The 13,068-nt window shown below is 53.9% G+C and carries 11 protein-coding genes; 4 read left to right on the top strand and 7 right to left on the bottom strand.

From position 1 onward, the window contains the following. Positions 1 to 111: 111 nt before the first annotated feature. The 4 genes from HNQ92_RS26900 to HNQ92_RS26885 form a co-directional block, all read right to left on the bottom strand. The gene (locus tag HNQ92_RS26900) at positions 112 to 1,731 is read right to left on the bottom strand and encodes a hypothetical protein (protein ID WP_184179357.1); all 1,620 of its coding nucleotides are present in this window, start codon (positions 1,729 to 1,731) and stop codon (positions 112 to 114) included. A gap of 42 nt (positions 1,732 to 1,773) precedes the next feature. Next, complete coding sequence (locus HNQ92_RS26895) at positions 1,774 to 3,303, bottom strand: GH3 auxin-responsive promoter family protein (RefSeq protein ID WP_184179355.1); 1,530 nt, start codon at positions 3,301 to 3,303, stop codon at positions 1,774 to 1,776. A gap of 288 nt (positions 3,304 to 3,591) precedes the next feature. After that, positions 3,592 to 3,864 (bottom strand): GlsB/YeaQ/YmgE family stress response membrane protein, encoded by a 273-nt coding sequence (locus HNQ92_RS26890; RefSeq protein ID WP_184179353.1) that lies wholly within the window; start codon positions 3,862 to 3,864, stop codon positions 3,592 to 3,594. Positions 3,865 to 3,981: 117 nt separating this feature from the next. Next, on the bottom strand, positions 3,982 to 5,385 hold the full coding sequence (locus HNQ92_RS26885) for a S41 family peptidase (protein ID WP_184179351.1): 1,404 nt from the start codon (positions 5,383 to 5,385) through the stop codon (positions 3,982 to 3,984). Positions 5,386 to 5,615: 230 nt separating this feature from the next. Between HNQ92_RS26885 and HNQ92_RS26880 the strand changes: the two genes are divergently transcribed. Further along, positions 5,616 to 6,764, top strand: a complete 1,149-nt coding sequence (locus tag HNQ92_RS26880) for an MORN repeat-containing protein (RefSeq protein ID WP_343063053.1) — start codon at positions 5,616 to 5,618, stop codon at positions 6,762 to 6,764. A gap of 53 nt (positions 6,765 to 6,817) precedes the next feature. Here HNQ92_RS26880 and rocD read toward each other — a convergent pair whose 3' ends face one another. Then, positions 6,818 to 8,074 carry an ornithine--oxo-acid transaminase gene (rocD, locus tag HNQ92_RS26875; RefSeq protein ID WP_184179349.1) on the bottom strand — a complete coding sequence of 419 codons (1,257 nt, stop codon included), beginning with the start codon at positions 8,072 to 8,074 and terminating at the stop codon, positions 6,818 to 6,820. 104 nt (positions 8,075 to 8,178) lie between these two features. Here rocD and HNQ92_RS26870 point away from each other — a divergent pair, with 104 nt between their 5' ends. Both HNQ92_RS26870 and rpmB read left to right on the top strand, forming a co-directional pair. Then, positions 8,179 to 8,376, top strand: coding sequence for a DUF5522 domain-containing protein (locus tag HNQ92_RS26870; RefSeq protein ID WP_184179347.1), 198 nt, complete (start codon positions 8,179 to 8,181; stop codon positions 8,374 to 8,376). An 82-nt stretch (positions 8,377 to 8,458) separates the two neighbouring features. Further along, positions 8,459 to 8,698: a 50S ribosomal protein L28 gene (gene rpmB, locus HNQ92_RS26865; RefSeq protein WP_184179345.1), complete on the top strand. Its 240-nt coding sequence runs from the start codon at positions 8,459 to 8,461 to the stop codon at positions 8,696 to 8,698. Positions 8,699 to 8,794: 96 nt separating this feature from the next. Here rpmB and HNQ92_RS26860 read toward each other — a convergent pair whose 3' ends face one another. Further along, positions 8,795 to 10,255, bottom strand: coding sequence for a nucleotidyl transferase family protein (locus tag HNQ92_RS26860; RefSeq protein ID WP_184179343.1), 1,461 nt, complete (start codon positions 10,253 to 10,255; stop codon positions 8,795 to 8,797). Positions 10,256 to 10,478: 223 nt separating this feature from the next. Between HNQ92_RS26860 and HNQ92_RS26855 the strand changes: the two genes are divergently transcribed. Next, positions 10,479 to 11,126 (top strand): response regulator, encoded by a 648-nt coding sequence (locus tag HNQ92_RS26855; protein ID WP_184179341.1) that lies wholly within the window; start codon positions 10,479 to 10,481, stop codon positions 11,124 to 11,126. 12 nt (positions 11,127 to 11,138) lie between these two features. On the opposite strand, the gene HNQ92_RS26850 is transcribed toward HNQ92_RS26855, so the two are convergent. Continuing rightward, positions 11,139 to 12,962: a tetratricopeptide repeat-containing sensor histidine kinase gene (locus HNQ92_RS26850; RefSeq protein WP_184179339.1), complete on the bottom strand. Its 1,824-nt coding sequence runs from the start codon at positions 12,960 to 12,962 to the stop codon at positions 11,139 to 11,141. Between the last annotated feature and the right edge of the window lie 106 nt (positions 12,963 to 13,068).

Here is a 13,068-nt window from a genome sequence, read left to right as displayed (position 1 = left end):
TTTTCTCTACCCTAGCCCTCTAAGATGAGTACGAGCGCTCTTGCAAATCTACGCACGACGGCGTGAGAGCGATGTACCTACCCAAAGTTTCTGAACCCAAAAGGTAGGATGTTATAAAGGTACCGCTAGGCGTTTGTAAACTCGGATACCGCGTATGGTTTTGGTCAAGCGGTAATTCTTTCGAATGTAGGCGGCAATGTTTGGAAACGAATCGTGGGGTTTCAGCAGGTTTTCCATGATAGAGAAGCCGGGAACGGCCGCATCCACAAAGAGGGCAGGTTGGTTTTGCTCCATATCGTGCAAAAAAATCTTTTCCCGAAAATTATACAACCTGGACGGCATCAGGAGGTGGTGGCTATGGGGCATGCGGTAGCCAAGGGCCCGTCGGGTTTTGACGTATAGGCGGTCGGCCCAGCCCCATACCACTAGGCGGTCTGCCGGGCGACTATTTTTCTTGATATACTCTACAAGGGGGGTGTCAAACTGATGGCCCGTGGGCTCGGACCAGGGAAGGCGCGTCAGCATGTTATGACTAGCTTGTACCATCGCGCCTACCAAAAGCAACCCTAGCAAGTACGACCGCAGGGGCGTAGGAACAAACGATACCAGCCAGGCTACCAGATAGGTAAACGGAACGAGCAGGTAAAGGAGGTAGTGATCAAAAAGGCTGCCGGATTGCGCCACGGCGTAAACGCTGGCCAGTAATAGCAGACTGGCAAAAGCTCCATTGATCCGTTGAAAATAATCCAGCGAGGGCCGGTAGCGGCCTACATAGTAGACGGCCAGCAAAAGTACCCCCAGCAGCGGAATAAAATACAGCCCGTGAAAGCGGCTTCGGAAAATAAAGAAGCCCAGCCGGACCGGATGGAAGCGGTCGCTGATAGCGGTAGACGAAAACTCGTTGGTGTAGGAATAATAAAAGTAGTTCCAGAAGTAGTTGTTCCAGAAAGTACTTGGCTCGCCACGCCAGGCAAAGTACCCATTGACCACCAGGGTAGGCAGCAAACTCGCCACAATAAGCAGCCCTGCCCGCAACCAATCCTTAGCGGCCAGAAAAGACACCAGGCAAAAACCACCGATGATGAGGCCCATAGGAATATTCTGAAATTTGGCAAAGAGCAAACTACCCAGCAACAGCCCCAAGAGCAATGTTTTAACTTTTCCGATAGGCCCCACCTTTTCGTTTTGTAAGTACCAATACGTAGCCAAACACAGCATCAGTACGCCCACGTGCTCCGAATTATAACTGACGTAATCGGCGTAATTCGTTGTGCCCATAAAGAGACAAAGTACCCAGGTATAAAGCAGCGCGTAGCGTCGGGTTTCCCAAAGAAGAATAGTGCGGTAAAATAGAAAGAAAGTACCCAGCCACAGCAGAATGCTCACCACCTGCGCCCCGGCGTAGTCCATGGGCAGCCCGAGCTTCGAAGCCAGCACCAAAGGCAGCACCGTTAGCGGACGCGAATCGGTGTAGTTCAAGAAGGTCCAGGCCGTATCCGGATCGTGCTGGATGGTGATGAGGCAGGAAAGCCAGGTACTGGTGTCTTCGTTTCCTTCCTGATTGCGCACCACAAGCAGCCTGAAGAGCAGCGCAAGGACCAGCAGAAGGCCTAGCCACCAGCGGCTGGCACCCGCAGAAAGGGCCGCCTTTTTTTGATTATTCTGCCAGAGAAAAAAGGATAAAAGACCCAGAAGTACCGTAAGGACAATTGGCGTAAAGGTTTGATTCATAGAATCTAGTGTGTGACAAAAGAAACTAAACGCTTGATCAACTTATTGAGCAGCCTGGCTGATCATTTCCAGGATCTCCTCCACGTAGGTGCGGTCGTTGCTCAGGCGAGGTACTTTGTTTTGGCCGCCCAGCTTCTGGCGCTGGCCCATCCAGGTGTAGAAAGTACCCTTGGGTACGTGGTGAATTTTTGGAGCCAGGAGCGCCATGTCTTTGTAGCGTTTGGCGTCGTAGTCGGAGTTGAGATGCCGGATGGTTTCGTCCAGGGTGTTTAAAAACACGGCAGCATCGTGCGGCTCCACACTAAACTCGATGATCCACTCGTGGCGGCCCCGGGAGCCGTCGCCCATGTAGACGGGCCCCGCCGTGAAGTCATTAACCACGGCCCCGGTGCGGTTGCAGGCTTCGGTAATGGCCGCCTCGGCGTTTTCGACGATCACCTCTTCACCAAAGGCATTGATAAAATGCTTGGTGCGGCCGCTTACTTTAATTCGGAAGGGGTACTTGGACGTAAACTTAACCGTATCGCCAATGATGTACCGCCACAGGCCCGAGTTGGTAGAGATTACCAGCGCGTAGTTTTTGTCGAGCTCAACTTCGTCCAGGCTGAGTGTACGGGGGTGTGGCTTTCCGAGCTCTTCCATGGGCATGAATTCATAAAAAATGCCGTAGTCGAGCATAAGCAGCATTTCGCCCACGCGGTCGAGGTCGTCTTGCAGGGCAAAAAAGCCTTCCGAAGCGTTGTAGGTTTCGAGGTACGTCACCTGCTCTGCGGGAAAGTACTTCTTTTTGAATAGGTCGCGGTAGGGATGGAACGCCACGGCACCGTGCACAAAAACCTCGAAGTTCGGCCACACGTCCAGCATGTTAGCCGCACCTTCCCGCTCCAGAATGCGGTCCAGCAGCACGATGGTCCAGGTAGGTACCCCCAGAATGCTCGTTACGTTTTCGGAAGCGCAAATTTCCGCCATCTTTTCGAGCTTCTCCTCCCATTTGTCCAGCAGCGCTACCTCCAGCGGAGGCGTCCGGATGAACTCACCCCAGGCAGGGAGGTTCTGCATAATCACCGCCGACACGTCACCGGCCTGGGTGTCAGGATTGTACGGGTTGGGGTGCAAGGTACCTCCAATGGAAAGCCCCTTGCCCTCAAATACCTTGGTATCGGGGCGGTTCCGCACCAGCAGCGTCATCATGTCTTTGCCCCCCATGTAGTGGCAGTCTTCCAGGGCTTCGGGTGTGACAGGCAGGTACTTGGAGCGCGCGTTGGTAGTACCCGACGACTTCGAAAACCACTCTACCTGCGAGGGCCACAGCACGTTGGGCTCCCCTTTTAGCACGCGCTCGATGTAGGGAAAAAGGTCTTCGTAGGTAGAGACCGGCACCTGCTCGCGGTACTCTTGCAGGGATTTGATCTGGCTGAAGTTGTAGCGCGTGCCAAACTCGGTATACCGTGCTGAATAGATCAGTTCGGAAAAAACGGTCTGTTGCGTCTCAATCGGGTGGGCCATGAAGTGTTCGATTCGCTCGATGCGGCGCTTCAGAAACCACACCACCATGTCATTCACTACCTTCATGTATTGGAGATATAAAAATGGTAAATGTTATCGCTCCCGTTTTAGCGGGTTGGTAAACTTACTCAAAATTTTCCTTTTGAAATAAAAAGCCCGCCGCTTAGTTACAGAGGAGCTCTTGGCAGGAAGGACGGGAAGAAATTTGAAAACTTTGAGAAACCAGCAGAGGGGTACTTGGGGAAAGCCGAATGGAAGTGAGCCGTACGATCGGAGCGGTAAACCAAGGCTAAGAAAAAACTAGGTGCCAGTAACCAAAATGCCTGATAGCCTTCGCCTTACCAGAAAGTACCCTTAAGAGTCTTCGGCCCGGCGAGTACTGAACTTCTGGTAAAAAAAGAGGAGTAGGCCCGCGCCCAAAATGGCAATGAGTAGATTACGAATATCGAGGCTATAAATAGCTCCAAATCCAAACAAGGTAGATACAAACCCACCCACAATCGCCCCGCCTATCCCAATGAGGATGGTAAGAAAATGAATAAAACCACCAGGATCTTTCCCGGCATAAACGGCTTTGGCCACCGCTCCGGCTATAAGGCCGACAAAAATCCAAGCTAAAAGCCCCATAATGATGGATGGAGGTTTGAAATATACTCTATTAAATGATCGTGTAATAAATACTAAAAAAGTGTGCCACCCAGAACAGATCTGGGTGGCACCAAATAAAACGGAGTAATTTTCTTCCTACTTGGGAAGCTCATAAAACATGTTGGCACCTCCGGCTTTGCGGTCTACGGAAGAGCCTACCTCCTGCCCCGCCCGCACTACCGGCTCGGTATCTTCCAGTCCGCGGCGTCCGTTTTGGGTACCTATAATCTGGGCCAGGGCCGTGCCCAGCAGCGGGTCGCGCGTATCTCCGTAGGGGTACAGCACAAAGCCTTCACTTTGCTCATAGTTGGGCTGAAAGCCAGCGCTATAGTCAGATTTCCGTTGGCTGTTAAACGACTTCGAGACGATAGGCTGTATGCCCCATTTAATGCGCTTTTTATCATCACTGAGGGTAATGGAGCCCACATTTTTTCCCGTGGTAGTAGCTCCTACCGTCAGCACGTTCATGTAGGGCTTCAAACCGTTGATCAGGAGCTCGCTGGCGGAGGCAGTGCGGCTGGAGGTGAGCACAAAAACCCGGCTCAGATTTCCGCCTACGTTCTGGGGTTTGGCCACAAATTTATCCGCAAAAAATTCCTTGCCGTACTCTTTCTCGAGCTCAGGCGTGATGGTCTTGTTCCACTCCTTGTAGGCAAACACCTCGTTGGCCGTCACGCCCTTGGCAATCAGGCTGGCCAGGTTCACGGCGGAGCTCACGTAGCCGCCCCCGTTGTAGCGGAAGTCGATGATGAGCTCGTTGATGTTTTCGCTTTTGTATTTCGCAAAAATATTGTCGAGCTTCTGGTCGTAGGTTTTGGTCGTGCCGCCGTTGGGGCCGGGAATAAACTGGTGGTACACCACGTAGCCAATGCGCTTGCTGCCCCGCACGAAGAGCGTATCAAAAAAGACCGGATCTTCCTGAAAAACCACCGGCGTCACTTCCCGCACCTGGGAGGTACTTACGATATTGCCGCTACCGTCCACGCTGCCCATCGTGAAGCTCTTTTTGTCATTATTGTAAAGCAGCGAATAGTAGTTGGAAGAATTGAGTTTCTGTCCGTTGATTTGCGTAAAAAAGTCGCCGCGCCGGAAGCCCGCCTGCGCCGCCGGTGATCCGGGTAAGGTGTAGAGCACAATGCCGAAAATGTCGTTGCTACCGCTGTAGCGTACCAGGCGAAAATCCATGCCCGTCGTTTTGGATTCCCCGCTCAGTGACGCCTTCAGCTCATCGGCGTTTTCCTGAATCCAGGAGAACCGGTCGCCGTCGGGGCGGAGGGTGGCATTGTAGGTATAAAGGAGTGATTCGAAGAAAGGACTGGGAGCCAGCGAACGATTCGGATTGGGGGGTAGTTTGTCGTCCCAGTAGTACCAGGTGGTCATGTTGTCGTAAATCCAGTTGTTAACCTCGGTATCGGATACCACCGGATCAATGACTTTTTCACGGCAGGAACTAAGGGCACCTACTACGAAAAATACCATTATTAAACGCTTAATTTTCATGCGGTTGTCGTTGAAATAAAGCAAGTGATTGGTTTTGCCTTTTGCTAACGCAAGTAAGCCAAAATTTGTTTCAAAGGAGCCTGATATAACCCCTTCCAGCCTCCGCTTCGGCTGCGCTGCACGGGGCACTAATTTTTTCTCCGGGTTTTATACAAGACAAAACGTTGCCAGGCCGTTCTTAGTAACGAAACGCGACTATCTTTTTATAAAACCTATAAGCTCCTGTGTCTGTGAAGAAATCATTCGTACTAATGATGGGAGTGTGCCTGGGCGGTGCGGTCATGGCACAAGAAGGACCTACCGACGGGCAGCTTCTACTGGTACACGATCCCAATGCTTTTGTTTGCCACTACGTGAGCGGCGGCATCAGTAGCCCGCAGGACATCTGCAAGTACATTTCGTTTACCTCTAACCGTCATGCCGAGCGCGTGGTGGAGCGCATCCTACAGACCGTGGGGCTGAACCGCAATTTTGTGGTGGTAGAATGCCCCGAGACCGACAACTGTTTTGCTACTGTCGTGGAGGGTAAGCGCTTCATTATTTACGACAGTAAGTTCATGAAACAGATCGAGAGCATCACCAAAACCGACTGGTCGGCGATCAGTATCGTGGCGCACGAGATTGGGCATCACCTGCAGGGGCACACCATCGACGGCATGGGCAGCCGCCCCCAAAAGGAGCTGGAAGCCGACCGTTTCTCGGGCTTTGTGTTGCATCAGCTGGGCGCTTCGCTGGACGAATCGCTGATTGCGATACGTACCCTCGCCGACCACGAGTCGACCGATACGCATCCGGGCCGCCCCGTACGGGTAGAGGCCATCCGAAAAGGTTGGGACGAAGCGGAGCGGATGTACCCCCGCTGGAATAAAAACGGCCAGCCGCCGGTGGCAACGGCCTCAGCAGGTACCCCCAGGGCGGTGTACCAACGGCCTTCGTCCAGTAGCAGCAACCGGGCCGTGGAGATCGAAACGGACGTGACCGTTTACGCAAAACCCAAGGGCTGCGCCTCCGGCGACTGCCTGAACGGCCTGGGTATTCTGGTGCGCGAAAATCAGGAACGCTACGAGGGCGAATTCCGCAACGGCCAGAAGCACGGCACGGGCGTGATGTTTTATCCCGACGGCACGCTGCGCTACAAAGGAGAGTTTGCGCAGGACCAGCGCTCGGGCAAGGGTACCTACTACTTCACCAACGGCGATAAGTACGTCGGCGACTTCCAGCGCAACGTGCCGCACGGCAAAGGTACCTATCACTACAGCGACGGCGAGCGCTTTGTAGGTACCTTCCGAACGGGAGTACGGGAAGGCTACGGGGTACTTTACCGCAAAAACGGCACCCGGGAGGTAGGCTACTACGAAAACGACGAGAAGCTGAAATAAACCTAAGAAGGGTAGTTGGAAGAAATTAAAAAAGTCCTCAACTACCCTTCTGGCTAGTTATCAAAAGCTAAAAATACTTCTTCAATCAAATCACAGGCCTGCTGCATCTGGGCTTCGGTGATCACCAGCGGCGGGGCGAAGCGAATCTTGTTGCCGTGGGTAGGCTTGCAGAGGAGGCCCTTTTCCATCATGGCCAGGCAGAGGTTCATGGCCGTGGGGCTATCTTCCTCGCCCTGGATCACGATGGCATTGAGCAGACCTTTCCCGCGAACGAGTTCAATCAGCGCACATTTTTCTTTAAGTACCTCCATTCGGCTTCGGAAAAGCTGCCCCATGCGCTCGGCGTTTTCCGCCAGGCCTTCGTCCACTACTACCCGCAGCGCCTCCATGGTGACGGCACAGGCCAGCGGATTGCCCCCGTAGGTAGAGCCATGCTCGCCCGGCCCGATGGTGAGCATCACCTCGTCGTTGGCCAGGGCCGCCGATACCGGCAAAGTACCCCCCGAGAGGGCTTTCCCCAGTACCAGAATATCCGGCTTGACGTCTTCCCAGTCGCAGGCGAGTCTCCGGCCGGTGCGGCCAATGCCGGTCTGTACTTCGTCGGCGATGAAAAGTACCCGGTACTTGGTACAGAGTTCACGTACGCCCCGCAGGTAACCTTCGTGCGGCACTACCACGCCCGCCTCGCCCTGGATGGGCTCCACCATAAAGCCCGCGATGTTTGGGTCTTTTTGGAAAATTGCTTCCAGCGCATCCAGGTCGTTGTAGGGGATCAGCTCGTAGCCCGGCAGGAAAGGGCCGTAGTCGGTAGTACTATCGGGATCGGTGGAAGCCGAGATGGCCGCCAGTGTACGCCCCCAGAAGTTGCCGTTCACAAACACCACTTTGGCCTGGTTGGCAGGTACCCCTTTTACTTTATAGGCCCATTTGCGCGTTAGTTTCAGGGCGGTTTCGCCGCCTTCAACGCCGGAGTTCATCATCAGGGCTTTGTCGTAGCCAAAGTACTCGCAGAGCATTTTTTCGCATTCGCCCAGGCGGTCGTTATAAAAAGCTCGTGACGTAAGCGTGAGCCGCTGGGCTTGCTCCACCAGCGCCCGGACGATCCGCGGGTGGCAGTGCCCCTGGCTCACGGCGCTGTAGGCCGACAAGAAATCAAAGTACTGTTTTTCGGCTACGTCCCATACGTACACGCCTTCACCCCGCGCCAGTACCACGGGCATGGGCTTGTAATTGTGGGCTCCGTAGGTCCACTCTAAGTTTATTACGTGTTGCGCATCTGGAGGCAACAAGGTATCGGGGGTACCTGACATGACAGCTAATTTTAGGAAAATAAATTTTTGTTTAATAAGCTTTAAACAAAAAGAGAAACAAGTCGTTTCTCAAAGATACTAAAACCTCCATCTCCGCCCAAAAAGTGAGTAATCGCAGCAAACAGTCTTCTTCATCGGCACCGCGCCACGGTCTTCAGAAAGAAGACTACTACCTGGATGAAAACGGCCTGCTGGTTTTCACGCCTTGCTATCATTTAAAGCGCGGCTATTGCTGCAAGAATGCTTGCCGACACTGTCCGTACGGCTTTCAACGCCCCGGCGAATCCGAAAAGACGAAATAACGCAGCATTTTTTGAAAAAGAGTTTGCTGATTTAAAGAGTTTTATTCATATTTGCACCCTCATTTGCAAAAGTTGAAAGATCATGGCTAAGGTTTGTCAAATTACTGGTAAAAGAACGCGTGTTGGAAATAACGTTTCGCACGCTAACAATAAGACGAAGCGCAAGTTCTACCCGAACCTGCAGACGAAGCGTTTTTACATTCCGTCTACGGGCGAGTGGATTACGCTGAAGGTGTCTACTTCGGCGCTTCGCACCATCAACAAAAATGGTATCGAAAATACCATCCGTAAATCGTACGAAAAAGGTACCCTTACGTTCTAAGTTTCTATAGGCCGTAAAGTACCCCACAAAAGAAGCCTCTCCCTAACCAAGCAGGGAGAGGCTTCTTTTGTGGTAGCGCCCGTAAGGTACCCCTGATCATAAATTTCCCACGATCTGATGGATCTGGTTGACGACGTTGGGATAGTGGACGTCGCAGGGGTACCCAAAGAGGCAGCGCTCCTTGATGATCTGGGCCACGCTTTCGGGTACCAGGGTTTCCCAGCCCGGCTCACCGCGCTTGATTTTGGCCAGTACCTGGTCGGTGGTCCAGCGCATCGACTCTACGTTGTAGTTTCGAATGTCTTCAATTTTATCATTCAGTACCAAATACTGGTAGAGCGGGCGCAGGTGGTCGGGAAGGGTGAAGTTCTCGCAGTTGTAGATGGAGTCGTCGGCCTGCAACGTGGGGTAGATAAACAGCTTCACCTTGCGGCTAAAGAGCGTCGCAAACGACTCCAGAATCCCGCTGGGTAGCTGCTCGTAGTGTTTTTCGTCAAAAATATCCTGCAAACTAGGAATGCCCAGCAGTAGCCCGATCTTGAGGCGTGTGAGGCGCGACAGGTAGGCCACCAGCCGGAAGTAATGGTGGTAGCTGGAGATCATCACCGTATGGCCCAGCGAACACAGGATATCCACGCGGTCGAGGAAATCCTTTTCGTCGATCTCCCGGTCGTCGGCCTTGAGGTTATGCAGCGTCAGCTCCGACACCAGCAGTACGCGGTCGGGCTCCACGTCGGGCTCGGCCAGAAATTGCTTCTGCCCGTTGCTGATCAGGTCCACGTGCACGTTGGTAATGGGCCGCAGCCGCCCGCGCATAAGCAGGATGTGTTTTTTGTAAAAGGCTTCCGACGGCTGAAGTACCCCTCCGTCGGCCCCAAATACGGCCGCCCCCGTGAAACCGTTCTTCACCAGGTGGAGGCTCATGAGCCGGTTGTCGACGTGCACGAAGTCGGGCCCGCTGAACCGGATCATGTCAATCTCGATGCGGTCAGGGTTGAGGTCGTCCATGAGCGACAGCAACAGCGTTTCGGGCGATTTATGGTAGTAAAAACAACCGTGGATGAGGTTGACGCCGATAATCCCCAGCGCCTGCTGCTGTAGTACGTTCTCGTTGTCGAGCATGCGCACGTGGATCACTACGTCATTATAAGGCCCCAAAGGCCGCAGCTGAAACCGCAGGCCAATCCAGCCGTGCGGTTCGTTGGTCTTCTGGTAGTTGAGGGCCACCACGGTATTGGCAAAAGCAAAAAAGAGGCTATCGACGCCCCGCTGCTCGGCCAGGCGTTTTTCCACCAGGCTGTACTCCTTATCCAGCATCTTCGTGAGCCTTGATTCACAGACGTAGCGCCCGCTGGTTTCGGTACCGTAAATGGCGTCGCTGAAGGCCATGTCGTAGGCGGACATGGTCTTGGCGATGGTCCCCGAAGCACCACCGGCCCGAAAAAAGAGCGAGGCGGTTTCCTGCCCGGCACCGATCTCCGCAAAAGAGCCGTACATGCGTCGATCCAGGTTGATCCGCAGGGCTTTCTGTTTTGTTCCTAGGCTTTTATCGTACATACCGCAAAAAGAGATGATTGGGGAAGGAAAAGATGAATATAAGAAATATACTACTTTTTAACGCATCTAAGGGGGCAGGATTACGTATAACAAAAGGAAAAATACCAGGAAAGGTACTTTTATACCTCTTCATGCCCGCATTTGGACTATGGCTGGTACTTGGTAAAGCGTAAACTTTACTATAATTTCATCGTGCACACGACCCGAAAGTAATCCATTTCCTATGCCCTCGCCCATCGACGTACTGCTGGTAGACGACCACCAGATCATTTTGGATAGCCTCTCCCTCCTGATAGGTACCTTGGAAGGTGTTAATGTAGTAGGTACCCTCAACGACAGCCGGAAAGTGGCCGCCTACCTGGAGGCTTATCCGGTGGATGTACTGATCACCGACCTCACCATGCCCTACCTGGACGGCATCCAGCTGACGCTGCAGCTCCGGCAAAAGTACCCCGACCTGAAAATACTGATGCTCACCGTGGCCGACGACCTGGACCCCATCCAGGATGCCTACCGGGCGGGGGTGTCGGGCTACGTGATGAAAAAGGCCGAGCGGGCGGAGCTGGAAAAAGCCCTGCGCACCGTAGCCAGCGGACAAAAGTACTTTGGTGAAGCCGTGATGAAAGAGCTGCTGACGGCCGGGCGACAGGAAGCGGACGAAGAGTACACCACGGATTTTGTGCAGCTCACCCGGCGGGAGCTGGAAATTGTGCGGCTCATCGCCCAGGAGCTTTCTACGTCGGAGATCGCAGATAAGCTGTTTATCAGCGTGGGTACCGTCGAGACGCACCGGCACAACATCATGCGGAAGCTGGGGGCCAAGAACGTCATCGGTATCATTAAGTATGCGTTGAAGTACAAGCTTCTGTAAGTACCCCCAAAGCTAAGTGGTAGGTACCTCCACGATGATTTTGGTACCCAGGGCAGGCTTGCTGTCTACCTGCCAGGTACCCTTCAGGCTCTCGACGCGGGTACTGATGTTGCGCAGGCCCACGCCTTCGGCATAGGCCTGGGTGTCGAAGCCCACGCCGTTGTCGCTTACGGTCAGGATGGTGGCTTCGGACTGGTACGTTAAGCTGATCCAGGCTTTCTGGGCCTTAGAATGCTTGATGATGTTGTTGACGAGTTCCAGGGCCACGCTATAGAGCTGATGCTCCAGGTGGGGCGATAGCCGCTGCTCCTGGCCGCTCCCTACGTAGTAAAACTTTATCCGGTTGCTGGCGTTGAGCGTGGCCACGAGCTTTTGGAGGGCCGATGACAACCCCTGGGTTTCCAGCTCCACCGGGAGCAGGTTGTGGGAAATCAGCCGGATGTCAGCGTACACGTCGTTCATCATGCCCAGCAGCTCCCCGTGAATTTTCTGGTCCAGCGGCGTCCAGCCTTTTTTGCTCATGGCTTCCAGCCGCCACCGAATCGCCGCCACCTTCGTATTCAGGTTGTCGTGCAGCTCCCCGGCCACGCGCTTGCGCTCCAGGGTCTGGCCGCGGGCCTGGGCCTCTTCAATCTCCCGGGTTTTGGTGAGCAGCAATTCATTTTTGGCCCGGAGGCGGCGGTTGGTCCAGCCTACGACGCTAAGCACAAGTACCCCCAGCAGCAACGACAGCCCCAAAAAATTGCGCAGCTGAATCAGGCTTTCGTTTTCCAGTTCCTGAATACGCAGCTGCTGCTTTTCGGCCTGGTAGCGGGTTTGCAGCTCGGCGTACTGTTTTTGTACGTCATAGCGGCCCAGGCTGTCTTCGTGGGCTTTGTGCTGCTCAAAGTACCTCAGCGCATTGCGGTAGTCGCCCGCCCGCTTGTAGGTTTGATACAGGTAGTTTTCGGCCCGAGATTCCATCTCTTTCCAGCCCGACTGCCGCGCAAAGTCCAGGCTCTGCTGTCGGTAGGCAATGGCCTGGGCGTACTCCGCTTTATCTTCGTGGATGGCGGCCAGGTCGGCATAGATCGCAAAAATCACCACCCGGTTATTGATTTTCCGGGCTACCTCCAGCGCTTTATTTCGGTACGCTTCAGCCTTCTTTTCGTCGCCCAGCCGCAGGTAGCAGTTGGCTAGGCCGTGGGGGTTGTCGGCCTGCAGGTTAGGGCTGGTAGAGCGGGGCAGGTACTTTTCAACTTCCTTATAGTAGTAGAGGGCCTTGCGGTAATTCCGCACCCCAAACGAATCGTAGTAGTTGTAGTCGCCAAAGAAGTCCAGTATCCAGCAGAGGTTGTTGGTGTTGTGGGTACTTCGCGCCAGCGGCAGGGCCTTTTGCAGGTAGGTGATGCATTTGTCGGTCATGCCGTTGTTGTTGAGCACAAAAGCCGCTAGTATGTAGGCGTACGTAAGCTCGTAGGGATCGCCGCCCACTTTTTCCAGCGCCGCAATGGCCTGTGAGTAGTAGTCGAACGCCACGGGGTACTTTCCCTGCACGTCGTGTTTCTTGCCCAGCGCCCGTAGGTACAGCCCCTCCCCTTTGGCCCATGGCAGCTGGCGGGTGGTCGTTTGGAGCGTATCCAGGTAGGCGTCGGCCTGGGGGTTGTTCTGGTTGTAGAGCCGCTCGGTCAGCAGGCTCAGCGTGAGGATCAGCGTCGTGTCCCGGCTCAGGCTGGCGTTTTCGTGCCGTAGGCGGCCTATCTTCCCTATCAGCGTATCCAGCGTAGGGTTTTGTGCCTGAGTAGAAGATACTTCAGAGGCGATAAGGATACTACACAGCAGGTACCTGACGAGCATGTTGAACGGCGGTTGAGTGAGGAAATGTACTCAAAATAAGGCCTTGTTGGTACGGTACCTTATTAAATTATAGGTTTTCCTGTATGGCAAATGTAGGCGTTCGGGG

The organism is Rhabdobacter roseus (assembly GCF_014202275.1).
Lineage (GTDB): Bacteria > Bacteroidota > Bacteroidia > Cytophagales > Spirosomataceae > Rhabdobacter > Rhabdobacter roseus.
The sequence above is the reverse complement of the archived record's forward strand: the minus strand, read 5'-3'. Positions and strand labels throughout refer to the sequence as shown.